The 24,154-nt window shown below is 37.0% G+C and carries 19 protein-coding genes; 14 read left to right on the forward strand and 5 right to left on the reverse strand.

Annotation, left to right across the window (positions count from 1 at the left end; translation table 11 throughout):
- Nucleotides 1-724: 724 nt before the first annotated feature.
- Nucleotides 725-1,354, forward strand: a complete 630-nt coding sequence (locus tag AAEU33_RS16860; RefSeq protein WP_345989032.1) for a class I SAM-dependent methyltransferase — start codon at nt 725-727, stop codon at nt 1,352-1,354.
- 120 nt (nt 1,355-1,474) lie between these two features.
- Here AAEU33_RS16860 and AAEU33_RS16865 read toward each other — a convergent pair whose 3' ends face one another.
- Nucleotides 1,475-2,605 carry a 1-acyl-sn-glycerol-3-phosphate acyltransferase gene (locus AAEU33_RS16865; protein WP_345989034.1) on the reverse strand — a complete coding sequence of 377 codons (1,131 nt, stop codon included), beginning with the start codon at nt 2,603-2,605 and terminating at the stop codon, nt 1,475-1,477.
- 342 nt (nt 2,606-2,947) lie between these two features.
- Here AAEU33_RS16865 and AAEU33_RS16870 point away from each other — a divergent pair, with 342 nt between their 5' ends.
- Complete coding sequence (locus AAEU33_RS16870; RefSeq protein ID WP_306611925.1) at nt 2,948-3,811, forward strand: AraC family transcriptional regulator; 864 nt, start codon at nt 2,948-2,950, stop codon at nt 3,809-3,811.
- Between the two features lie 227 nt (nt 3,812-4,038).
- The gene (locus tag AAEU33_RS16875; protein ID WP_345989036.1) at nt 4,039-4,533 is read left to right on the forward strand and encodes a hypothetical protein; all 495 of its coding nucleotides are present in this window, start codon (nt 4,039-4,041) and stop codon (nt 4,531-4,533) included.
- A gap of 62 nt (nt 4,534-4,595) precedes the next feature.
- Here AAEU33_RS16875 and AAEU33_RS16880 read toward each other — a convergent pair whose 3' ends face one another.
- The gene (locus AAEU33_RS16880; RefSeq protein WP_345989038.1) at nt 4,596-5,861 is read right to left on the reverse strand and encodes an MFS transporter; all 1,266 of its coding nucleotides are present in this window, start codon (nt 5,859-5,861) and stop codon (nt 4,596-4,598) included.
- Between the two features lie 110 nt (nt 5,862-5,971).
- Entirely contained in the window at nt 5,972-6,565 is a 594-nt protein-coding gene (locus AAEU33_RS16885; protein ID WP_345989040.1) for a TetR/AcrR family transcriptional regulator, read from the reverse strand.
- A 188-nt stretch (nt 6,566-6,753) separates the two neighbouring features.
- On the opposite strand from AAEU33_RS16885, the gene AAEU33_RS16890 reads away from it, so the two are divergent.
- Entirely contained in the window at nt 6,754-7,875 is a 1,122-nt protein-coding gene (locus tag AAEU33_RS16890; RefSeq protein WP_345989042.1) for an endonuclease/exonuclease/phosphatase family protein, read from the forward strand.
- Between the two features lie 122 nt (nt 7,876-7,997).
- Here AAEU33_RS16890 and AAEU33_RS16895 read toward each other — a convergent pair whose 3' ends face one another.
- The gene (locus tag AAEU33_RS16895) at nt 7,998-8,552 is read right to left on the reverse strand and encodes an OmpH family outer membrane protein (RefSeq protein WP_306611916.1); all 555 of its coding nucleotides are present in this window, start codon (nt 8,550-8,552) and stop codon (nt 7,998-8,000) included.
- A 270-nt stretch (nt 8,553-8,822) separates the two neighbouring features.
- Between AAEU33_RS16895 and AAEU33_RS16900 the strand changes: the two genes are divergently transcribed.
- The 5 genes from AAEU33_RS16900 (at nt 8,823) to AAEU33_RS16920 (ending at nt 18,272) form a co-directional block, all read left to right on the forward strand.
- Nucleotides 8,823-11,837 (forward strand): ATP-binding protein, encoded by a 3,015-nt coding sequence (locus AAEU33_RS16900; protein WP_345989045.1) that lies wholly within the window; start codon nt 8,823-8,825, stop codon nt 11,835-11,837.
- A complete protein-coding gene (locus AAEU33_RS16905; RefSeq protein WP_172278272.1) occupies nt 11,830-12,444 on the forward strand; it encodes a response regulator transcription factor in 615 nt (204 codons plus the stop codon). Before AAEU33_RS16900 ends, AAEU33_RS16905 begins: the two co-directional genes overlap by 8 nt.
- 244 nt (nt 12,445-12,688) lie before the next feature.
- Nucleotides 12,689-13,792: a hypothetical protein gene (locus AAEU33_RS16910; protein WP_345989047.1), complete on the forward strand. Its 1,104-nt coding sequence runs from the start codon at nt 12,689-12,691 to the stop codon at nt 13,790-13,792.
- A 60-nt stretch (nt 13,793-13,852) separates the two neighbouring features.
- Nucleotides 13,853-14,779: a hypothetical protein gene (locus tag AAEU33_RS16915; protein WP_345989049.1), complete on the forward strand. Its 927-nt coding sequence runs from the start codon at nt 13,853-13,855 to the stop codon at nt 14,777-14,779.
- A gap of 391 nt (nt 14,780-15,170) precedes the next feature.
- Complete coding sequence (locus tag AAEU33_RS16920; RefSeq protein WP_345989051.1) at nt 15,171-18,272, forward strand: amino acid adenylation domain-containing protein; 3,102 nt, start codon at nt 15,171-15,173, stop codon at nt 18,270-18,272.
- 51 nt (nt 18,273-18,323) lie between these two features.
- Here the strand turns inward: AAEU33_RS16920 and AAEU33_RS16925 are convergent, their stop codons facing one another.
- Nucleotides 18,324-19,454 carry an alpha/beta hydrolase-fold protein gene (locus AAEU33_RS16925; protein ID WP_345989053.1) on the reverse strand — a complete coding sequence of 377 codons (1,131 nt, stop codon included), beginning with the start codon at nt 19,452-19,454 and terminating at the stop codon, nt 18,324-18,326.
- 237 nt (nt 19,455-19,691) lie between these two features.
- Between AAEU33_RS16925 and AAEU33_RS16930 the strand changes: the two genes are divergently transcribed.
- The 5 genes from AAEU33_RS16930 to AAEU33_RS16950 all read left to right on the forward strand — a co-directional run bounded on the left by AAEU33_RS16930 (nt 19,692) and on the right by AAEU33_RS16950 (nt 24,142).
- Nucleotides 19,692-20,141, forward strand: coding sequence for a MarR family transcriptional regulator (locus tag AAEU33_RS16930; RefSeq protein ID WP_345989055.1), 450 nt, complete (start codon nt 19,692-19,694; stop codon nt 20,139-20,141).
- 20 nt (nt 20,142-20,161) lie between these two features.
- Nucleotides 20,162-21,010 carry a hypothetical protein gene (locus tag AAEU33_RS16935; protein WP_172278260.1) on the forward strand — a complete coding sequence of 283 codons (849 nt, stop codon included), beginning with the start codon at nt 20,162-20,164 and terminating at the stop codon, nt 21,008-21,010.
- Between the two features lie 131 nt (nt 21,011-21,141).
- Nucleotides 21,142-22,071: a helix-turn-helix domain-containing GNAT family N-acetyltransferase gene (locus AAEU33_RS16940; protein ID WP_345989058.1), complete on the forward strand. Its 930-nt coding sequence runs from the start codon at nt 21,142-21,144 to the stop codon at nt 22,069-22,071.
- Nucleotides 22,072-22,255: 184 nt separating this feature from the next.
- Nucleotides 22,256-22,438, forward strand: a complete 183-nt coding sequence (locus tag AAEU33_RS16945; RefSeq protein ID WP_345989060.1) for a hypothetical protein — start codon at nt 22,256-22,258, stop codon at nt 22,436-22,438.
- A 279-nt stretch (nt 22,439-22,717) separates the two neighbouring features.
- The gene (locus tag AAEU33_RS16950) at nt 22,718-24,142 is read left to right on the forward strand and encodes an MATE family efflux transporter (protein WP_345989062.1); all 1,425 of its coding nucleotides are present in this window, start codon (nt 22,718-22,720) and stop codon (nt 24,140-24,142) included.
- Nucleotides 24,143-24,154: the final 12 nt, after the last annotated feature.

Genomic DNA, 24,154 nt, shown 5'->3' on the forward strand with positions numbered 1-24,154 from the left:
TATAAAGCCTTTATTCATAGGCTTTTCATACTTTTTGATTCTTTATGTCTCATTTTGGTGATATGCTAATGTAAGTTTTTTATTAATACAAACAGCATTAAAATAATATTAAATTATAAGGTTGTTTAATTAAATTAAATATAACAAATTGAGATATTGCAGTTAGTTTATTCATTATAAAGCTTTTAGACCAATATTATTCTCTGCATAACAATAATCACATCAGGGTGAATTTTTTATTAACTGTAAAGCTTTATCACATAACAATATAGTCCAATATGATCTAGTCAATAATTTCAAATTAAAAAGTCTAATAATGGAAATCTATAAATCATTTTATTTTTAAGCTTTATTAATATCATTTTTTCATTTTACGGTGAAACACCCATAATAGAATAACCTAAATCTTCACCCTTCAACCCTAAATTTCGTTTATCGCATAATTTTATGTTGTTCACATTTTCTTAATTAACTAAAAATAAGGTTTAGATGAAGAATCCTTTCAATTGCACTTAAAGCAAAAACCAGCAAAAAGCTTGTGAGTCTTCAATTTTACTCATTTATATTATCAGGTGAAATTGACAAATCGAGTATTAGTAACATGACTTTTGCTTATTCTAGTCAATTGATCATGAATCCATTTTAAGTATATATTCAAAACTGCCCTACTTTTTCTTAGAGATTGATAATATTTATTTAAATTGGTATACCAAAATCTATAATCATGAAAATATTGAAACCTGTTGAGGCATTTGATAAAGCCGCAAAAATATACCAGGATAAGTTCATGGATGTAAGCTTGTTTGGGAACACTTTTAATTTCTTCTGCGATCAAATCGAAGCTGATCGTGCCGATATTCTTGATATTGCCTGTGGTCCGGGAAATATTACTAAACATTTATTGGACAGAAAACCAGAATATAACATATTAGGAATCGATTTATCCTCAAAAATGCTTGATCTTGCCCAAGCCAATAATCCTACAGCAGATTTTCAACTGATGGATTGCCGGGATATTCATAAGATTCAAAAAAAATTTGACGGAATCGTTTGTGGCTTCTGCCTTCCTTATTTAACACGTGATGAAGCAATCACCTTAACCAAAGATGTCTCCGCATTGTTAAAGCCCGGAGGTGTATTTTATTTGAGTACGATGGAGGATGATTATAGCAAATCAGGATTGATCACATCCAGTTTAGGAGATCAGGTTTACCTTTATTACCATCAGGAAGATTATTTAGCAAAAGCTTTCCAGGAAAATAATTTTGATATGTTGCAGGTAAAACGTTTTAATTCTTCCGATAAAGATGGTGTAATGATTACTGACATGGTATTGATCGGAAAACTGAAGTGACCAGTGTGTTATATCATACATGATAAAACTCAGAAGAGTTTGAGTTTACAGGTTTATCTCATTCCCTTTTCGCATTAAAAAAGAATTCTATTTTACAGATTTCAAATATGCTAAAGCCTGCTATTTATTGTATTTATTTTTATTGATAACCGGATTTGCATACATTGCTAAAAAACTTTGTTTCAGCTCTGCATCGGAAATATCGATACGCATTTCCATTCTTCTCTCGAACAGCATCTTTTCATTTTCCGTATAACATCCGGAATATTGATTGGTCTTATGCAAAAGGTCGTAGGTAATGAAATTTGTTGGCCAGAGTTTATAATTCCGGATAATAGAATCATCAATTACCTGAGCAATGGCCTGTAGCTGTTTGTTCTTGTTATCAAATTCTGACCCGATTTCATCAAGTTCAGTCCCAAGTACCTTTCCTGCATGGAGGTGAATGCGTTTTTTCTGGCCCAGCACTCCGCTTAGCATTGTTGTAAAATCCTCATCCTTATCTTTAATATAAACTTCATTTCTTGATTTCGCCATAAGTTGCGGCATCTTCAGAACATCTGTAGGATCATATTCATATGAAATAGATAGCGGAACTATTTTCAGACTTTTAAAGAAGTCGGTTAATGACTGCCCCCCTGCTGCCATGGCAAGCATTTTCAGAACTCCTTGTTGTGTAGCGTCATTGCCGTCTTTGGTTCGGCCTTCTCTTTGTGCAATCCATACAGATCGGTTTTCTTTAGTAAGCAGCTCATAAATATATTCGGACATGATCTTTGAACTGTTTAGTTGTTCGCGGATCGGCAGTCCACGCTGAACTAAAAAATTACGATTCAGTTTTGCAAGGATATGAAGGAATGATTTCTGTACCAGATTATCCCCAATTGCTGAAGATGTCATTACAAGTCCCTCATCCAGCAATACCAAATTGAGCAGAGAGGTATCCAGAACAATATCACGATGACTGGAAACAAACAGATAAGCTGTATCCTTATCCAGGTCCTCGAATCCGGAAGTACTTAATCCCTCAGAACTTTGTTTCAGGATCTGGCGAACGGTATACGCTATAAAGTGGTGTTGAAAATCACTAATGGAATGAATATCTTTAAATTGTCCAAGCCAAAATTCTTCGTCCTGATCAGGAAAAGTAAAACGCATCAACGCCTTCATCATAGGATGTTTTGCAACACTCTTCAGAGCATCATTAACTTCATCATCATAAAAAGGCCTGATATCATCAAATTTTGACATATTATTATTTAAAAATTAAACGCACTGCAAAAGAACAAAAAAATATTGACTACGCCCGATGATTCATGTCATAATTGTTATTCGGTAAATTGATTATTGAAAGTTTATGTTTAAAAAGAAAATACAGATTGAAAAACTGGCCGGTAGAACAAAGTGATATTGACCAATATCTTGATTAATAATGTCGAGATATTTAAAAAACAGCTGATAAAATTTTGTTTTATTACGTTCTCACTTAAAATCAGATTTTCTGATCTATATTTGATAGATATTTTAATGGCATGCAAAAAATTCTCTTGATGATAGTGCTACCCATTACGGGACCAGATAAAAAATAAAGTTATGGTAAATGATTATAAAAAATATGACCTGTTTGGTAAAACATTAATGCAAAAAATTGCATTGACCTCACCTTTTAATTATGATTTTCCAGTTACCGAACAGGCGTGTTTTCTATATGTTTTAAAAGGGGAACTACAATATAAGAAGGATAATGATGAAATTAATATACCTACCCATTATTCTTTACTTCTCAATTGTATCACCTCCGGTAAGCAAATCTATCATGCTGCCTCCGAAACTAACTGTGAAGTTGTAATTGTTACTTTTTATCCGGACATACTAAAGAAAATCTACGATCGGGAATTGCCTTTATTACTTCATCCTCCCGGAAACATCATTTCAAATCAATCCAATGAAAAAATCAACAATGAATTTTTAATTCAAAAATATATTGAAGGACTGTTGTTTTATTTTGAGAATCCGTCTTTGGTAAATGAAGATATCCTGATCCTGAAGCTCAAGGAAATTATACTTTTGTTAGCTCAAACCCAAAATGCGGAAGCAATACAAGTGATATTATCACAGCTTTTTTCTCCTACAACTTACACTTTCAAGCAAATCATTGAAGCCAATCTGTTTTCACAATTAACGATCGAACAGCTTGCAGGACGGGCTAACCTGAGTGTGTCTTCCTTTAAAAGAGAATTTTCAAAACTCTATAATGATACCCCTGCCAACTATATCAGAAACAAAAGGCTTGAAAAAGCTGCCGAACTTCTTGCGGTTTCAGATCAGCGCATCACTGATATTGCATTTGAATGCGGATTCAATGATCTGGCTAATTTTACAAAAAGCTTTGGTGAAAAATATCATCAGAGTCCAACGAACTACCGTCAAAAAATAAAAGACGATAACACGATATAATATTCCACTTCCTTATTTCTGTTAAAAATCCTCCCTTATAGCATTCTTAAAACCGGTTTAAGGATGCTTTTTTATGAACCAAAATACCAAACAATTGAACGAAATCGCAAAGCTATTTCTTTTTTTCTGACGCAACTTTGCAATGTTCCTCTTGGGAAAATATTGAAAAAAAACAATTGAACTGTATTTTTTCAAATAAAGGATTTATAAATTAAAAACATTATAAAATGGGACTATCAGGTTTAGGAATATTCCATACGATTATTGGAATTGCTGCCATTGCAGGAGCATTACTATCATTTATTAAATACGGCAAGATCGATCTTAGCAAACTACCGGGGAAAATATATTTTTACGGAACCCTTATCACCTCACTTACAGCATTGGGAATTTCGAAGCATGGAGGTTTTAATGCAGGACATATTTTTTCCATCTTTATCATTGTTTTGGTGTCTGCCGCATATTTTCTTTTTTCAAAAAAGCAAAACAGTAACAGAGCACGGTATTTTGAAAATTTCTCACTCTCTTTCAGCTTTTTTCTGTCACTCGTGCCTACGGTTAATGAAACTTTTACCCGTGTTCCATTAGGACATCCATTGGCAAAAGATATCAGCGACCCTATTATAGGAAAAACGTTGGGAGCGCTCTTTATTCTGTTTCTCGCGGGTTCGGTATACCAGTACATCAAACAAAAAAGAGCCAATCAACAAGTGTCATTCTAAATTTCATTCTTTGCTTAAAAAAAATGTTCGGAAAATCCGAACATTTTTATTTTGCATTGTATTTACTCCGACAAAGGAACAGGATCTTCTATGGGAGCTTTATCAACGGTTTTCTTTTTTGCTAAGTTGTCCACTCTCCACATTAAGAAGATACCTAATATAGAAATGGCAACGATCACATAACCCACTATATTATAGTGCTCTAAGGGAGCCCCTTTACTTTCTTGGGTAACGATCACGCCTGCAACCGCTGCTGCTATTCCACCTGCTATTTGCTGCAGAGAAGAGTTAATGCTCATGAAAGCGCCACGGTCCTGTAAATCCGGAATGGCACTCGTTAAAGCTGAAGAAGGAATCATACGGCTCATAATCCCGATCATCATCAGGATATTAAATATCATCACCAGCCATAACGGAGTTACGGACAGGTTAGTATAAAGCACGCACATCCCCATCATCCATACTGAAGCTATTGCAAATATTTTAAACTTGTCTACTTTATCACTTAATTTTCCGATCAAAGGCATGATCACCAATGAGCTAACCCCAGAAACCATAAATAACATAGGAAGCTGTTCGTTGGTAAGCCCAAGGTTATTAACTGCAAACGCACTTCCGAAAGGCATCATCATAAAACCTCCGATGGAAAGTAAGGCTGTAGCGGCAAACCCTACCCTGTAATTACTTTTTGCAATTGTATGCCACAAATGCTGAAAAGCAGATTTATCCCGTTGTACCGAAAGATGTTTGTTTACAGGCTGCAATTTCAGGAAAATTAAAACAGCAATAACGACACTCAAAGCCGCTACCATCCAGAAAGGTGCTTCCCAGCCCCATTTATTAGCCAGATAAAGCCCGATAGGCACCCCAAGAACCTGGCTTCCTCCGAAGCCCATCTGAATAAATCCCATTACCCTACCTCTTTGTTGCAGCACAAACAAATCAGTTATAATAGCCATAGAAATAGAGCCTATCACTCCTCCAAAAAGGCCTGTAATAATTCTCGCGGCGACCAGGGCCGCATAAGATTGTGCCATACCGCAAAAAATAGTCCCGATAATAAATCCGATGTAAAAAAATAGTAAAAGTTTTTTCCTGTCAAATCTGTCGGCAAAACCCGCCGTCAGCAATCCTGAAACTCCCGCACTGAAAGCGTAGGCAGAAACGGCAAAGCCAAAAGCTGAAGGTTTTAGGCTAAGTGATTTCATGAGCATATCGCCCAGTGGAGACATTACCATAAAATCCAATATTACCGTAAACTGGGTAATTGCTAAAATAAATATGACAAACTTCTGATAGCCCGTAAAGGGCAAAGGTTGTTGTTCCATAATTTCTTTAAAAGTAAATTAAGATTCCGGGAGTCGTCAGTTATGACCAACCTCCTAGCATCCCTTGTTTGATTAGTTTTTGTGTAAATAATAATGTAATAGAAATTTTATCACTTCTTTTTTAAAGCTTTTACGACAAGATCAAATGTCTGCCATAAAATTTCGTCCGTCATTTTAAAGGATTTTCCGCCAAGACTTTTTCCTTCATTATGGAACCTTGCTAAAGAGTACATGGGTGAAAAAGCAACCGACCAGTATACTTCAAAAGGCATTGGGCTGAGTTCACCTCTCTTTACTGCATTGTCCCAGAATTTCCCTAAAGTCTCCTTAAATCCCCGTAAAAAATGATGAAGAAATTCTTCCTGGTAGCTTGAGTTCCTCAATTGCTCAAAAAACAAATGTTTGTCAGGATGAGTGGTCATGTAGCTATACCGATTTCTCCACTGTACCCGTAAGCCTTCTTCAAAATGAGCTTCAGGATCAAAATTATTTAGAATGGCATCAGACATTGTTTGCCCCTCTTCTTTGGCAATCGTTAAAATTAAATCATCCCGGTCTTTAAAATACAGATAAGGAGTAGCAACAGAAATCTTGCAGGCCTTCGCAAGTTTATTCATGCTGAATCCCTCCAGTCCGTTTCTGATGATCATTTTAATCGCTTCTGTCTTAATGAGCTCTCTTTTATCACCTTCTTTTAAACGCATGAGTAAAGTTCTAAAATTTCAGATTGTAAAATTAATGAATATTTATTAATTAATAAATATTATTTCCTTAAAAATTAATCTATACCTTAAATTGTATATAAATCTATATTGATTAAATTATCCTTGTCAACCAAAAAATATTTATTTTAGTAAAAAAAGAACACCAAAACTAAACTTGAAAATACAATATGAAAAAAATAAAAATATTACTGCTATGCTCACTGAGCATGATGGCTTGCTCTCAGGAGGAATCCAGGCAAGATCTGCTAAAGAATTCAAATAAAAAGACGGAAAACAAATGGTCGGCCACTGCTACTGTAAAAGAACTGAAACTTTTCCAGATCAATGTATGGCAGGAAGGAACCTCTGTAACGGGAGGCTATAATGCTATTGTCAATGAAATTGTCCGGTCGGATGCTGATTTTGTATTTCTCAGCGAAGTCAGAAACTATAATAATGTCGACTTCACGAATAAACTGGTTCAGTCACTTCATTCCAAAGGGTATACCTACTATTCCTTCCGTTCAGATGATTCGGGGATATTATCCAGGTATCCGATTATTGAAAACGCTTCTGTCTACCCGGTGAGTAATGATCACGGCTCAGTTTACAAACTGGTCACTCAAATTAACGGACAGCGCATCGCTGCTTACACCGGTCATCTGGATTATACTCATTATGCCTGTTATCTTCCTCGTGGGTACAGTGGGACGACATGGTCAAAACTACCCAATGGTCCAGAAACCAATCTCACAAAAATATCGGAAATGAATCTTGCATCTTATAGAGATGAAGCTATCTCAGCGTTTATCTCCGATGCAAATACAGAAAAAACAAAAGGTTCCATAGTATTTCTGGGAGGAGATTTTAATGAGCCTTCTATGTTTGATTGGGTAAGTAGTACAGCCAACTTATATGATCATCATACCGTAGTTTACCAATGGGATACCACCAAACTCCTGAATAATGCAGGTTTTAAAGACTCATACCGCATGATGCATCCTTCTCCCGTTACCCATCCCGGATTCACCTACCCTTCCGATAATCCGGCAAAGCCCGTCAACCAGTTAACATGGGCTCCTGACGCAGATGAAAGAGAGCGGATTGACTATATTTTCTTTATGCAGGCTCCCAATCTTACTTTAAAAAGCTCCCATATTATAGGCTATAACAAGTCTATTGTAAAAAATATCCGTACTCCGGAGAATACCCAGGATTCATTTGTTCCTCCTATAGGTATCTGGCCTTCGGATCATAAAGGAGTGTTATCCACCTTTGAGCTGGTTACACAAAACGGAACAGGTAACTGATAACTTAAAGGTGAGTATCACAAAAAAATATGAACCATGAAAGCATACTGCATTATGGTAACCAATAGCTATAAAAAAAGCCTGTGACTGATCCAGGCTTTTTAATTTTTATATCTCTAAAGTTATTTTTTTCTTTTAGGTGTTTCTTTCACTTCCACTACAGGGGTTCTATGTAATAAGATATCTAAAACTCTCTCAGTATAGTCGAACTTTTTCTCAAGGTACAGAACATTATTATATCTCTTATCGATCACAGCACCTAATGCTTCTTTCTCAGAAATGGTTTCCATTGCATTGTGAATCTGTTCTTCAAAAGGCAAAACCATATTGGCCTTCAGCTTGTTGATTTCACCGGTACTTCCGAATCTTAAACTGGTAGTCGTTTTAATGTTTTTCTCTAAATCGAATACTTCTTTTTCTCTTCGTTTTAATTCTTCTCCTACCAATAATACCCTATCGTTTTCCAATGCCGATTTTTTCTTTTCATATTCCGACTGTATACTCTGAAGCTCACTTTTCCATGTAGCTATCTGGGCATTAAGCCTTGCTTCAGCCTCTTTATAATCTGGCAGCTTACTCAATATCACATTGGTATCTATAACACCGATCTTCTGAGCCTTACTTAAACTGAAAAGCAAAAATAATATAAGGGTTAGTGCAATTTTTTTATTTCTCATTGGGAACTGTTATTACATTCTATATTGATATTCTAGCGGAAAATTATATAAAAACATTTAAAATTATATTTATCAACGCAGATTTAGCGCCTCTATTGTCCTTACAGGTAAGTATCAACATTTTTTATATCAATAGCTAAAATTCAGCTGTAAAAATAAAATAATTAAATAAACTTTATCCAAAATTGTTAATTAAAGTTTTTTTCACCTACTATTGGTTTATTATTATCTATTCCGTTATATCTTTGTTTTATTCGTAAAAAATAAGATTTGAATAAAAATATACTATTAATTTTCATATTTATTTTTGTTAAGGTCTACAGCCAGAAATACAACATAGAGTTATATAATACCGATAACGGGCTCCCGCAAAACAGTGTAAAAGACATTATAAAAGATAAATATGGATTTATATGGCTCACCACTGAAAATGGAATTGTACGGTATGATGGCGCTCAGTTTCTGGTCTATAAAAACTTCCCGTTGAGCAGTCAGCGTTTTACATACTTCTATGGATACCCAGAAAAAGACAGTATTTTCACAGCCGGTGATTACGGGAAAACCATCCTTCTGCGTAATAAAATTCCACGGGTAACAAATTCTTTGAAACAATTCCCTACAGTAGTGTCAAAAGATAATACCGGTTACCTTTTGTATTGTTCCAATTATAGCTATACCCGGTATCCCGGCATCAACTTTTACATGAACGATAAGGATGGAAGGTATTACATCAAAGAAAACAGCCTTACCTTCACCAGTTTTCACTCTAAACCTGAAGAAACGCTCAAAATTAAAGCCATCCACAAAAATATTCCCAGGATTTTTACAATCAATGAAATCCTGTTCTACATCAACTTTACCACAAATAAAGTAGAAAAAATAGAAAAAGGAAAAATCACAAATTCCTATCAGGTCCCTTTGCTAACTGACAAGGGTAGTAAGATTTTCTGGAGCAGAATAAACAATCAGCTTTTCGTGTTAAGTCATAATAAATTTTACCTCTGCACCTATGAAAAGGAACAATTTATCATATCCGAGATCGTCCAAATGGACAATATAAAGAATGACAACCTGATCAGTGTATATTATGATAAATGGTACAAGAAACTTTATCTGGGGAGTAGTACTGAAGGATTGCAGGTTATCAATCTTCATGATTTCACTACCGTCAAAGGATCTTCGCCGAAAGCAGAATCCGTTTTTTATGCTACCCTTCCTTACGACAGCACTTCGGTCATTAATCCCTTTGGTGAAATCTACACCCGTAATGGAATGGTCCGTGAGAAGCATTTTAAAAATACAGCTCCTTTTTTTATGGCATACGACCGGCATGAAAACCTTATGATACGAAAAGACCGGGATTTAAGGATCTATAAAAAATCAAATTCGTACCGGGATTTTACTGTTTTAAAAGAGTTTTTTTTAAAAGATTTCTTTTTCGATACAAAAAGATCTTACGCATTGGTTGCGAAACGTAAAAATAACAGTGTTTCCGAATTCAGGGGAACATTTGAGATATACAAAGACAACTCCCTGCTATCTTTGGAAAGAAGAATTGTATTGGGTAGTGAGCCTACCAAATTTTTAAAGGTCGATCATGATCATATTTTAGTCGGTACGGTAAAGGGTTTATACAATATCCGGTTGAGCACAAACCAAATACATCCGGTAATCGCTGACCAGGAATTGTCTATCCGTAATATCATAAGGTCAAAAGACGGTAACTTGTGGATCACAACTTTGGGAAAGGGATTTTATTTACTAAAAAACAACAGGCTTATCAGGATGCCTTATGATGCTGATGGTAATATTTCATCTCCTCATACCATTCTCGAAGATCAAAAAGGTTTTTTCTGGATCCCTACCAATAACGGCTTATATAAAGTTCATGAAAGTCAGCTTCTGAAATTTGTTCAGGCCCCGGATTCTAAGGTTAATTATTACAGATTTTCAAAAGATTCGGGTTTTTTCACCAATGAATTCAATGGTGGCAGCAATGTAAGTGGCAATAAACTTAAAAATGGGGATTTTGTGCTCCCTTCTCTGAATGGATTAGTATTTTTTAACCCCTTAAAAATCGAAAGTTACTACCCTAAAAACCTCTACATCGAAAGAGCAATGGTAGATAACAAAGACGAATCCTTTCATAAAACTCTTTTTCTTGAACAGAAATCCAGCAGATTAGACCTCTTTATAGATGTTCCCTATTATGCAAATCCCGACAATATTGTGATAGAAGCTAAAATTATGGGGCTTCCCAACGCAAAATGGGAATCCATCGGGAAAGACAGGAAGTTTTCCATTTCCAATCTGAGGTACGGGAATTATTCTTTCATTGCAAGAATGCTTGTTTCCGATAAGGGAAAATATATCTATAAAAAAATCAACCTCATCGTAAGGCCTTATTTTTATCAGACCTTATGGTTTAAGATAGTGATGATATTATTACTATTCTTTGTGTTATACCTCCTTCTCAAATGGAGGATCCGGTTTTTGCAAAAGAAAAATCTGGAACTGGAAAAAATTATCACCGTCCGTACCGAAAAACTTTCCGCTACCGTCGAAAAGCTTGAAACAATAAAAATTCAGCTTCATAAGGAAATCGAGCAGCAAAAAAAACTGATCGGTACCATAACACATGATATTACCACTCCTGTAAAATTTATTGCTTTAACTGCAAAGGAAATATTAGGGAATAAAGAATTCAATCAACAACGGACTGAAAAAGTGCTCGCTTCAATTTATAAATCCTCCGATCAGCTGTATAATTTTACGGCAACGCTCAAAGAGTATGCTGATATCTACAGCCACCACAGAACTGATAAAACGGAAACATACTCTCTGCATGATCTGATCACAGAAAAAATAGTGCTTTTCAGTACCATAGCTGAAAGCAATCATACATCCATTATTAACAATGCTGATCAAAAAATACACACCCGGATCAGTAAAAATATTCTGGCAGCCATTATCCATAACCTTCTGGATAACGCAGTAAAATATACAAGAGGAGGAACCATAAGCATAGATGCTTTTACCGAGTACAGAAGCGTCATTTTAATTGTAGAAGATACCGGTTCAGGAATGGATCAGCAAAAAATAGATTATTATGAAGAGCTTCAGAACAACATCGAAAATGAAAAATTATTACTCCAAAAATATGGGATGGGAATCCATCTGGTGCTACAACTACTACAAATGATAGAAAGTAAAATAATCTTTACCAGAAACAAGACAGGGGGAACTACCTGCCGATTGATTTTAAAAAATAAAAAAAATGATTAAATACATTCTTATAGCTGATGATCATGATGTGGTTCTTACGGGAACAAGCCTGATACTGGAGTCCAGAATCCCTGATATATCCGTTGATCAGGCAGAAGATTACCCGGAAACTCTGGAAAAAATCTCCCAGCGAAAGTACGACCTGATTATTCTTGATATCAACATGCCTGAAAGTAAAAATAAAAAAATGATTTCTGAAATTAAAGAAATCGATCCGGATGTAAAAATATTGATATTTTCGGCTTATGAAGAAGAGATTGCCGTACAATACATAAAAGAGGGAGCTAACGGTTACCTCAGTAAACTGAGCAAAGTGGAGGAAATATCAGAAGCAGTAATCAGGATATTCCGTGAGGGCTACTACTACCCTTCCGGTATCGTTAATCAATTACTACAAGACTCTCCGCTAGATTCCATAAAGAGGCTTTCGGAAAGAGAATATCAGATTTTTATTTTAATGGTGAAGGGATATGGAAATTTAGAAATTTCCAATGAGATGAACATTCAGATGAGCACCATAAGCACCTATAAAAAAAGGATCCATAACAAACTGAAGACCAATCATCTTGCAGATCTTATTAAACTTTATCAAAATTATATTTCCTGAAGTAAAATTTGCAAACACTGACAACTGGCTCTTTTAGTTCTGTTTAAAAAGGGTTAGTGATCCGGAGAATCGTGTAGAAAATTTTCTACACGATTCTTTATTTCATTCTACAGACCATTACAGGCTCTTGTAGAAGTATTCCTATAATTTTACGCCTTGTAAATGATACTTTAATATCACGACTTTTCCTTTTCTGATATAGGATTATTGACACATCAAAACCATAACCATAAACATTTAATAAATGAGTAAAAATTTTATCCCACTAGTATTATTCTTATCAACTATTACCTTTGCACAAACGGGAAATGTTGGAATTAATACGGTAACCCCTGGCTCTACATTAGACATTAACGGATCGGTAGCGGCAAGTTATAAGACAGTTAATACGGCATCTTACAGTTTAACCGCCACTGATTTCCATGTATCATATAATGGTAGTACGAATACGACATTTAGCCTTCCTCCCGCAATTAATGGCACCGGAAATTTTAAAGGACGTATGTATAGGATTGCCAATAACAGTAATTTTACGATAACCATAAGTTCTGCTTTACCTGAAACAATTAATGGGAATACAAATATTCTGATCCTTCCCAATCAAAGTGCACAGTTGATCAGTACAGGACTTACCGGAGCAAATTCCACATGGGAAAGCATAAGTGGAGTAACAAATACGGCCAGTAACGGTCTAAACCTTTCCGGAAATGATGTTAAGTTAGGAGGTACCCTTTCCCAGGCTACAGACATCGTTACTACCGTAGGAAATAATCTGAGTATCACCGGTACTGGTAAAGTTTTATTAGGATCCAACACTATCCCGGCTGGTGCGGCTGATGCAAAAATTGTTATTGATAATGGCACAACAAACGGAGCGCTGCAGATTAAGGATGGAACACAACAATTAGGCTATGTATTAACCAGCGACTCTAATGGATTAGCTACCTGGTCATCTACTGTTACTACTGCGTTTGCCAATAACTGGACTTCTTACACAGGAACATTAGTAAATCCTTTCACGGCACCTACCGGCGGCGGCGGCCTGGTTACCGGAATATCACTGACTATCCCTGCAAAAGGATGGTATTTTATCCGAAGTGGCGTGGCCATCAATTCTGAGTGTAATGATTATTTCTTTTACATCAATGGTATTGGAGACGTCTGGAGAAGTTATTGTGGTTCCAACACGGCAGCTTTTATGTTTCCTCGTGATCAAAATCGAGTCCTGTACTTCGCCACACCAGGAAATTATACCATTTTGGCTGGTAAAACAAATGGCATTATCCCTGCCAGTTTCAATGCGGGTAATCCTTCTTTTTATCTTGATTTTGTAAAGTTCCAGAATTAACAGTATCAATAATGCATTCATCATCCAACTAACTTTTTGATCATTTTAACAATAATTTATATGAAAAGAAATTCAATTTTCCTGACTTTACTGGCCGCCATGAGTAGCACTCTGAGCTATTCGCAAACAGGAAATGTGGGTATCAACACTACCACTCCCGGGAGCACACTCACTGTGAACGGTTCATTTGCCGCTACGTACAGAGCTGTTACAGCAAGTGGAAATGTCACCCCTACGGATTACTATCTGGCCTACAGCAGCAATACGAACGGAACTTTGACGCTACCTGCCGCCATTACTGGTTCCGGTAACTTTGCAGGAAGAACCTATCATTTCAAAAATACAGGAACAGCCGTGTTATCTATCGCAGCCAATGGAGCAGAATTAATCGACAACCAAACAGGAGCAGGCGTTGGTACTGTTAATGTTCCCGCAGGTTACTATGCATTTTTTATAAGTAAAGGAACAACGACAGGAACAACATGGGAGCTTATTTTGCTTTCAAGCTCTGACAGCTTGCCAGCAGCCACCACCAGTTATCCGTTTTCTACAGTAAGCACCACAAGCAGACAGGATCTTACCGCCAGCACCGGTCCTTACATCAGAAGGGAAATCAATTATCCTCAGGGAACAGTAATCAACACGGGAAATGTACTGAATATCAGTAACGGTCGGTTTACTGCACCTTCAAACGGATATTATATGTTTTATGGTTCCACCCAATTTGATAACGGAAATATTCCGGGTACACCAAGTTTCGACTGGGTTGTATTGTATCTTATGAAAAACTATGCGGTGAGCACAGACAATATTTTGGTACAATCTTTCCAACCTGCTCCAGGTACACTGACGGGAAGAAATGTATCGTGTATCACGTATCTTAATAAAGATGAAACCGTAAGCATGGCAGCAGCCGCCGGAGTAACCGGCAGTCCAATATACCAGGTTGTCGTAAGCTCCTTTTACGGATATAAAATCGCGAATTAATTTATACAAAACCGCGGATAGATTCTAATAACACAACTGAAACTTAAACATGTAGAAATCCCTCATTTTACAAGGTTTCTTATTAAAAAACGACTGTCTCATTAGTAGACAGTCGTTTAATTTAAATCTCTTTATGGTGAAAATTTAACACTTATTGTGCAGTACCTTCAATTTATAATCTTAAATTTATTGAATAATCATTAAAATAAATCAATTATGAACAAAACATTAATAGATACATCATGAAATTTAACAAATAAAACCAAAACATAAAAAAATATGACTCTATGAAACAAATTTCACATTTCGTTTATTCTAAATTTTATAACCCAAAATAACAACCATGCCATAAACATTACAACATACAACCAAATCAAAAAAAAAAACTAATATGCCAAACACAAACTTAACATCACAAACCCGAATCAACAGTACCCTTCCTTTGTCCTCAGAAGAAAGGAACAAAATTTTGTACGAGTTCAATAAAACAAATTGGGACTACAAAAAGGAACAAACATTGGTTTCATTATTTCTCAAACAAGTTTCCCTACATCCGGATAACGTGGCTGCTGTTTATCAGGATCAGCATATAACCTACCGTGAGTTGGATGAAAAAAGCAACCAGATCGCCAATACACTCATTGCAAAAGGGATTACAGAAGGAATGTACATCCCTGTATGGCTGGACCGATCCCTGGAATGGGTCATTGCAATTCTTGGAATATTAAAAACAGGTGCTGCTTATGTTCCTATAGATCCTGCCTATCCGGTAAAACGCGTAGAGTATATTCTGAATGATACTAAAGCAGAAATTATAATCACGAATCAGGTTCTCTCTCAAAATTTATCTAAAGAGCCAAACTTCCACATCTTTTATTTTGACCGTAAGGATGACCTCACTGATTCCTCCGTTCAGCATCCGGAGGTGATCATTCATCACAACACTCTTGCCTATACCATTTACACCTCCGGCTCCACAGGCAACCCTAAAGGAGTAATGATCACTCATGAAAGTATCCAGCACCTGATAACCTGGCATAATGTTTATTTTAATGTCACCCCCACTTCTCATCTCAGCCTGGTGGCCGGTTTGGCATTCGACATATCGGTATGGGAAATCTGGTCGGCATTGACTTCCGGGGCGACCCTTTTTATAGCGGACAGCGAAGAGAGAACTGAAGCTTCCGCCCTGGTCGGCTTTTATCAGAAAAACAAAATTACCCACGGTTTTGCCCCTACTGTTTTGGTTCCGGCGGTCGTGGCACACACCAGAAACCATAATGATCTTCAGCTGGAATATCTTTTTACAGGAGGCGAAAAACTAAAGCCTGTCCTCACCGATGGACTAAACTATGAACTTATCGATTATTACGGTCCTACAGAATGTACCGTATATGCTACTTTTAAGAAGGTTAAAGATCTTCACGGAAAATATGTTTCTTCCATTGGCAGACCTATAGCAAATGCTAAAGCTTACATATTGGGAAATCAAATGGAACTATTACCGATAGGAGCAACCGGAGAATTATACATAGGCGGCACCTTACTGGCTAAAGGATACTTAAACAATGAGGAACTCACTGCTTCAAAATTCATTATTAATCCTTTTATGGAAACTGAAAAACTATACCGAACAGGAGACCTTGCCCGATGGTCCTCCGATGGAGAAATCCAGTTTCTGGGAAGAATGGATAATCAGGTAAAAATAAGAGGATTCCGAATCGAATTGGGAGAAATAGAACGCACATTCGATCGACTGGAAGGAATACAAGAAGCTGTAGTAATCACAAAAAATACTTCAGGGAACAACAAATATCTTGTCGCCTTTATTGTTTTAAAACCCGGAACATCAAAGGATATCCAGCAAATCAGGAATTTTCTCAAAGAAGAATTACCCGGATATATGATCCCCGCCCAGATCATCTGTATCGACAAAATACCATTGACCGCGAATGGAAAAACCAATACGGACCTCTTAAGCAGCCTTGCAGAAAAAGAGGCAAAGGAACTTATCTCACACGAACCGCCAACAAATGAAACCGAGAAAATAATAGCTGATATCTGGTCATCGGAACTGGAACTTCCGGTTATCAATATCACTGATAATTTCTTTGATATCGGAGGAAATTCGCTTCTGGTTGCTGTTGTTGCGGTAGCTTTACAGGAAAAATTAAATATAAAAGTATATCTGCGCGATATTTATCAATACCCTGTTCTGAAAAAACTCAGCGATGTGCTTATAGCACGTGCTCACGAGGCAAGAGAAGCAATTCCTTCTGAAGACGTAGAACCTTATGTTGAATTACAACAGGACGTCTACCTGAATCCCGGCACCCGATTCAAGGATAATTTTGATCCCGAAAAACTGGAAAATCCATCTGCCATATTTCTCACAGGCGCCACAGGCTTTGTAGGAATCCATCTTCTGCAGGAGCTTTTAGATACAACGGATGCAGATATATACTGCCTGGTAAGAGCACAGGACGAATTTCATGCCATGGAAAAAATCAACCATTGCTTTATTCAGTTTCATATCCCGCAAAATCACTCGCAGAGATCAAGGATTATTCCGGTTTTAGGTGATCTGGCAAAACCTTCTTTGGGTTTATCTGAAGAAAAATTCGATCTGCTTGCCACTGTTATTGATGTGATATATCATTCCGGAAGTTCCGTCAATTTTATTGAGCCCTATTCTTACATGAAAGCACCCAATGTAGATGGAATAAGGGAAATTATACGTCTGGCAGGAACAGAAAGAACAAAGTGCCTGGCTCTTTTATCTACAATTTCAGTTTATAGCTGGGGACATCTATTTACCGGAAAAAAGATCATGCTGGAATCTGACGACATAGAACAGAATATCATGTCGGTAAGTAAAGATATTGGCTATGTGCGAAGCAAATATGTAATGGAAGCTATAGCGGATCTTGCAGCCCGGGAAGGTCTCCCGCTGATTACGTATCGTTTGGGATATGCGATGTGCCACAGTAAATCCGGAGCGAGCGCACCTTATCAGTGGTGGTCCGGACTGGTAAAAAACTGTATAGAGTTTAAATCCTACCCTGCATTAACAGAACTTAGAGAAGGCCTGATCACCGTAGACTACATGACCCGGTCAATGGCCCATATCACGAAAAATAAAAATGCAATCGGCAAGAAATTCAATCTGATTGCCAGCCCTGAAACCAATCTGACGCTGGAGGATTTCTTTGGCCTGCTCAAAAAGAACTACCCTTATGAACTTACTCCCCTTCCCTATAAAGAATGGCGTAAGCATTGGGAAAATGATACCAAAAACAGATTGTATCCATTAACAAGCCTGTTTAAAGATAATATGCATGAAGGCCTGTCTACTGTGGAACTTTACCAGCATACTTACATCTGGGACTGTTCGAATGTACAGGAGTTCCTCAAAGACTCAGACATTAAAGAACCTGTATTCAACAAACCTGTCCTTGATGCTTATTTAAAGTATCTGGGCATGCATTCTTAGTTTTTAGTTATGGTGTATCCCCGGCCAAGGCCGGGGATTTTTAATATAAAGTTATCTAAAAATGTGTTGTGCAAACTCATAAAGACATCTTCTCCAGGTAAGCCATTCGTGATAAGTTCCCGCGGATCTGTATGAAGTATAGGGGTAATTATTCTGAGTAAAGAAATCATGCAGAATCTCATTGAATCCAAAGAATCGTGCTTCTTCTTTTTCCCCGATCCCGATAAAGAAATAAGGCTTTTTCCGTGACTTTAAAAGATGATCAACCGGCAGCTCCTTAAAAGGCTCATCTTCAGTTCCTCCATAAATTACAGGACTGAATGACCCGATGGCTGTAAACATTTCAGGATGGCTTACCCCTATCAGCATCGCCTGATAGCTTCCGCGGGAAAGTCCGGCAATCGCTTTTTTACCATTGGTTTTATACTTTTTTTCTACATAGGGAACCAGCTCCTCGATAAAAATCTTATCCAGATTTCGGGATGAAATGACGGTTTTGGAAGAATTATCCGCCAGTTTTTCTTCTTCCGGATTTAATGCCACTCCGTAATCCATTACGACAATCATTTTCTCTGCTTTTCTTTCTGCCAGAAGATTATCAAGAATCCAGGCAATATGCCCCTGTTTTTCCCAACCCGTAATATCTTCTCCTGTTCCGTGGTATAAATACAATACCGGTAGTTTCTCTGATCCGTATCCCGGAGGAAGATAAACCTTAAAATTTCGCTTACCTTTTGTTATTCTTGAATTAAAACCATCCTCTATAATCTGTCCATGTTTTACATTCTTCTCAAAGAAAAAATCTTCTCCTGAAGGAACTTCGATCCCGCTGGTCGGCTGACCGTAGCCAAAGTACAGCTGAGTATCCGGATCGTTGACCCGTTTTCCATCCACGTTCAGCCAGTAATAATGAAATCCAATTTCAAGAGGATTTGTTGAAATATTCCAAAAACCGTCTTTATCTTTTGAGGCGGTAGATTTTATATTTTTCATACCATCCCCACCCTCTAAATTTACAGATTGGGCATCCGGAAAATACACCCGGAATTGAGCCTTCTTTTCAAAATCCAGCTTCGGAAAATCCTTTCCCGGTAATGCCGTTGTTGAAACAGTGTAATTCTGACAAAATAGCATTGACGAAAACAAAACAGAAATGAGAAATATCTTTTGTAAATATTGCATTATTTTGATTTTAACATAAGAAAAATACGAACACTCATTTCTTACATTCCATGTAAAAATCAAGTTTTCCCTATAATTTAATTCAATAATAAGAAAATATTCTTCTTAAATAAGTAAACAACAGAAAAAAAATCTTTCATTTTTTTGAAAAATTAGTTTTAATTCAAACTAATTTTAAGTATATTTGTTATACAACAACGATTGATCAAACTCCCACTATACGTTAATATTCATCATATGCCCGTCACACAAAACAACATATCAGAATTAGCCCTGGAGCTTGGTTTGGCAATGAGTGAAATGAAAAGCCGTTTGCGACAGAAAATCCAGACCAGAATCAACGAGTATGATCCGGATCTTTCTTTTGAGCTTATAGAGATCCTTGGAGTTTTATCCCGGAATGACGGGATCAATCAGCAGGAGATAAGCAATAAAATAAGCAAAGACAAATCAAGTGTTACCTACCTGATCAACAATCTTGTAAAACGGGAATTGGTTGAAAGAATAGAATATAGCCATGACCGAAGGAATAAACAGATATTCCTTACCGCAAAGGGAAAGGAAATTGTAGAAATTGTTTACCCGTGGGCACTGGAACTGTATGAAAAAGCAGCCGGTAACCTTGGTATAGAGAAAATACAGGATGCTCTTTTCCTGGTAAAAAAAATGACAACAAATCTTGAATAACTGAGTTTAAATTTACTGATATGAGAACAATACTTGTACCTGTTGACTTCACATCAACTACCGAAAATGCCGTAAAACTTGCTGCAGAATGGGCCACACAATATCAATACACACATATTATTCTTTTAAAAACGTCGCAGGAATCTGAATTTGACTATCTCCACATAGCCGAAGGTCATCTGCTTGTGAATGAAGAAAATGTAAACAGCCTCATTAAAAGTACAGAATTACTCCTTAGTAAATTAACCGGTATCATCACTGAAAAATCACCTGAAGTAACTGTTCTAAAAGCGGTAAGCGAATGGACGCTTACGAGAAGCATCAATGAACTGCTGAAAGACCAGCCTTCTGTAGAACTTATCATTTTAGGAAGTGACGACCAGGCTTCTTCCGGTAACAGCTTTGTGTCTGAAAATATTATAAGTATTGCCAGAACAAGTCCTGTAAAAGCGTTGATCGTTCCTAATGGTTACACCTACAGCACGATTAAAAATATTTTAATACCCTGTGACATAAACAGCATAACAAAATTAGACCGACTGTTTCACCACAAGTCCATCATCGAGCAGATGGATGTTCGCCTTATGTTTCTCAATATCAACACAAGAAAAGGGATCGATGATAATGAAGATAAAAAGAGAGACCTGGAAAAGTACATCCACCAATATTTAACCAAGATTCCGAGTACTATTCATTATTATTACGACGAAAATATTATCAACGGAATTCTGACTTTTGCCTCATCAAATAAAACGGATCTGATTATTGCGCTACCAGGAAGACATAGTTTCCTTTATTATCTGGCAAGCAGAAGTATTTCTGAAGGAATTTACCAAAATGTAAATCAACCTGTTTTGATATTAAAATAACTTCTATCTTTTATTTTCAAAAGCTGGCTTAATCAGATTATAAACAACAGAAAATAAGCAAACTAAAATAACGTAATGTATTTTTGATGTAAAATAGTTGACAAAGTCAACTATTGATGTATATTTACATCATGAAACAACATTATATTGAACAAATAAGAGCCTTCAACAGGTATTATACACAGGTACTGGGATTACTCAACAAGGGTATTCTTGATGGAGACCTGGGTATTTCGGAAGTCAGGGTTATGCGTGAGATTTATTTCAATGCTGATGTAAGACCTACTGAAGTGGCTGCTACTCTGGGATTGGATAAGGGTTTTCTAAGCCGCATCCTTAAACGTTTTGAAAAATTGGGACTGACTATTAGAAAAAAATCAGGAGAAGACAACCGTTCCAGCGTGATTAGTCTTACAGATTTAGGACGCAGCACTTATGAAAAGATCAACCGTGATTCAGACATTCAAATAGAAAATTTATTTTCAGATCTTTCCGAGCAAAATCTGAAAACGGTCATTAGGAGTATGAACACGATTGATTCTCTACTTCATCACAGAGATAATCATGCAGTTATAGATCCTGTTATTATCCGACCTATTGAAGAAAAGGACAATAAAGCCTTAGCAGATATTATTCGTACAGTTTTTGAAGAGTTCGACGCTCCTCAAGAAGGAAGTGTATATGATGATCCCAGAACAAACCAATTATATCAGCTTTTTCAAGATGTAAACGCAGAATATTGGATAGTAGAATCTAATGATGTAGTTTTAGGTGGATGTGGCTTCTACCCTACCATAGGGTTGCCTTCTGCATGCGCAGAGATTGTTAAATTTTATCTTTCCAATCAATTGAGAGGAAATGGTGTTGGACAATATTTGCTAAAAATGATAGAAGGGAGAGCAAAAAAAGCAGGTTATAAGCAACTTTATTTAGAATCTTTTGAGGTTTTTCAGGGAGCAATATCAATGTATGAGAAATTGGAATACAAACATTTACACAGTTCCATAGGAGATTCCGGGCATTATGCAACAACTATTCATATGTTGAAGGATATCTCCTAATTTAAATATTAAAATTAGACGGTGGTGACATAGGCTATCGGAAGTATGCTTGCATTAGTTCCTGAAAAAAAAATCAGGAATTGTTCTATTAAGCAACACTGATAATATAGATATTAATATTCGATATCCTATTGGATGAAACGGATCAATAAACATCAACAATCTTCTCAAAGACCTGCCTTCTGTGAAATTGATCATTTTAGGAAGTGACGACCAGGCCTCTTCTAGTAAAAGCTTTGTATCGGAAAATATTATAAGTATTGGCAGAACCAGTCCTGTAAAAGCATTGATCGTTCCTAACGGGTACATCTACAACACGATTAAAAATATTTTAATACCTTGTGACATTCTCTTTCTATATCAATAAGCCAGACAAAAAACTGTACGTCATAAGAACTAAAGTAATATAAATAAACATATGATATAGGTCCGGACTTATTATTTGTCTGATTTTTTTTCATCTTATTAGTCACTTGCAATTAAAAAATAATTATATTTGCGATTCAATTACTACTGCATATGAAAGTGATAGTAGCCCTCACCAGTGTAATCATTGGTTAATCACCGGGCTTAAAACATAAGAACACTTTAAAGAACGAAGCCTCTTCGTTCCATATTACTATTACTTACTTTTAATTTTACATTTATGTCATATCATAAGAAAACCCCATCGAAGGGTTTGCGCTATTTCACATTGTTGAAACAATCATTACTGGGTACCGAAATGGATTATACGACCGGTAATATTAATAAAGCTGTTATTTTACTCGCCATTCCCATGATGCTTGAAATGATCATGGAATCGGTATTTGCACTGGTAGATCTTTATTTTGTAGGGCATCTCGAAAACAGCAGCTATGCCATACAAACAGTGGGCTTAACGGAATCTGTACTTACGGTAATGTACTCTATCGCAATTGGTATGAGTATGGCAGCCACAGCGGTGGTTTCACGACGGGTGGGAGAAAAAGATCCCGACGCAGCAGCACATGCCGGTATGCAGGCTATTATCGTAGCTTTTGCTGTAACCCTTGTCTTAAGCATCGCGGGGATGATCTATGCCGGGGATATTTTACGGATCATGGGAGCAAGCAAGGAAACCGTTGATGCGGGAGTAAACTTTACCCGGATCATGATGGGAAGCAGCCTTGTCATAATGCTATTATTCCTGATCAATGGTATATTTCGTGGTGCAGGAAACGCTGCCATTGCCATGCGGAGCTTATGGATTGCCAATATCTGCAATATCATCCTGTGTCCTATATTCATTAACGGCTGGGGTATCATCCCTGCATTCGGACTAACAGGAGCGGCTATGGCAACGGTTGTCGGGCGGTCAATGGGAGTGGTTTACCAGCTATTTTGCCTGTTTAACGGAAAGCATCAGCTAAAAATCAAGCTTCATCATTTTCGTATTGACTGGCCGGTAATAAAATCATTGGTTGGGATTGCAACTCCTGGTATACTTCAGTTTGTTATCGGGTCATGCAGCTGGATATTTCTTGCTGAGCTGGTAGCAACCACGGGTGGTGATCATGGATCTGCCGGTTATCAGACCGCATTGCGATTGATGATGTTCTTTATGCTGCCAGCCTGGGGTATGAGTAATGCTGCCGCTACCCTGGTAGGGCAAAACCTTGGAGCCAAACAATTTCAGCGCGCTGAAGATTCTGTCCTGGCTACTGTAAAATACAATGTCATCTTCATGATCATTGTCACCATATTATTTCTCTTTTTTGGAGATTGGCTGGTTTCATTTTTCACCAATGATATCCAGATCAAAGAAGTTGCCCAAAAGGCTATGTGGATTATGAGTACCGCTTTTGTCTTTTACGGCATTGGTATGGTAATGATGAATGCCCTTAACGGAGCCGGTGACACAAAAACCCCGACATGGATCAATTTCTTTGGCTTCTGGTTTCTTCAGATCCCATTGGCCTATATCCTTACCAAACATGTAGGCATGGGACCAACCGGTGTCTTTATCGCAATACCGGTTGCGGAAACGGCCATCGCAATTACGACATTTATCTTTTTCAAAAGAGGTAAATGGAAAACGGTCAATGTATAGTCCAGGACTTAT

Source organism: Chryseobacterium sp. Chry.R1, from assembly GCF_039645525.1.
In the GTDB taxonomy this organism is placed as follows: domain Bacteria; phylum Bacteroidota; class Bacteroidia; order Flavobacteriales; family Weeksellaceae; genus Chryseobacterium; species Chryseobacterium proteolyticum.

Excerpts from the sequence above, each read along its gene's own strand:
- AAEU33_RS16860 (WP_345989032.1), top strand. The coding sequence starts at position 725 with ATGAAAATATTGAAACCTGTTGAGGCATTTGATAAAGCCGCAAAAATA.
- AAEU33_RS16865 (WP_345989034.1), bottom strand. The coding sequence starts at position 2,605 with ATGTCAAAATTTGATGATATCAGGCCTTTTTATGATGATGAAGTTAAT.
- AAEU33_RS16870 (WP_306611925.1), top strand. The coding sequence starts at position 2,948 with ATGGTAAATGATTATAAAAAATATGACCTGTTTGGTAAAACATTAATG.
- AAEU33_RS16875 (WP_345989036.1), top strand. The coding sequence starts at position 4,039 with ATGGGACTATCAGGTTTAGGAATATTCCATACGATTATTGGAATTGCT.
- AAEU33_RS16880 (WP_345989038.1), bottom strand. The coding sequence starts at position 5,861 with ATGGAACAACAACCTTTGCCCTTTACGGGCTATCAGAAGTTTGTCATA.
- AAEU33_RS16885 (WP_345989040.1), bottom strand. The coding sequence starts at position 6,565 with ATGCGTTTAAAAGAAGGTGATAAAAGAGAGCTCATTAAGACAGAAGCG.
- AAEU33_RS16890 (WP_345989042.1), top strand. The coding sequence starts at position 6,754 with ATGAAAAAAATAAAAATATTACTGCTATGCTCACTGAGCATGATGGCT.
- AAEU33_RS16895 (WP_306611916.1), bottom strand. The coding sequence starts at position 8,552 with ATGAGAAATAAAAAAATTGCACTAACCCTTATATTATTTTTGCTTTTC.
- AAEU33_RS16905 (WP_172278272.1), top strand. The coding sequence starts at position 11,830 with ATGATTAAATACATTCTTATAGCTGATGATCATGATGTGGTTCTTACG.
- AAEU33_RS16910 (WP_345989047.1), top strand. The coding sequence starts at position 12,689 with ATGAGTAAAAATTTTATCCCACTAGTATTATTCTTATCAACTATTACC.
- AAEU33_RS16915 (WP_345989049.1), top strand. The coding sequence starts at position 13,853 with ATGAAAAGAAATTCAATTTTCCTGACTTTACTGGCCGCCATGAGTAGC.
- AAEU33_RS16920 (WP_345989051.1), top strand. The coding sequence starts at position 15,171 with ATGCCAAACACAAACTTAACATCACAAACCCGAATCAACAGTACCCTT.
- AAEU33_RS16925 (WP_345989053.1), bottom strand. The coding sequence starts at position 19,454 with ATGCAATATTTACAAAAGATATTTCTCATTTCTGTTTTGTTTTCGTCA.
- AAEU33_RS16930 (WP_345989055.1), top strand. The coding sequence starts at position 19,692 with ATGCCCGTCACACAAAACAACATATCAGAATTAGCCCTGGAGCTTGGT.
- AAEU33_RS16935 (WP_172278260.1), top strand. The coding sequence starts at position 20,162 with ATGAGAACAATACTTGTACCTGTTGACTTCACATCAACTACCGAAAAT.
- AAEU33_RS16940 (WP_345989058.1), top strand. The coding sequence starts at position 21,142 with ATGAAACAACATTATATTGAACAAATAAGAGCCTTCAACAGGTATTAT.
- AAEU33_RS16950 (WP_345989062.1), top strand. The coding sequence starts at position 22,718 with ATGTCATATCATAAGAAAACCCCATCGAAGGGTTTGCGCTATTTCACA.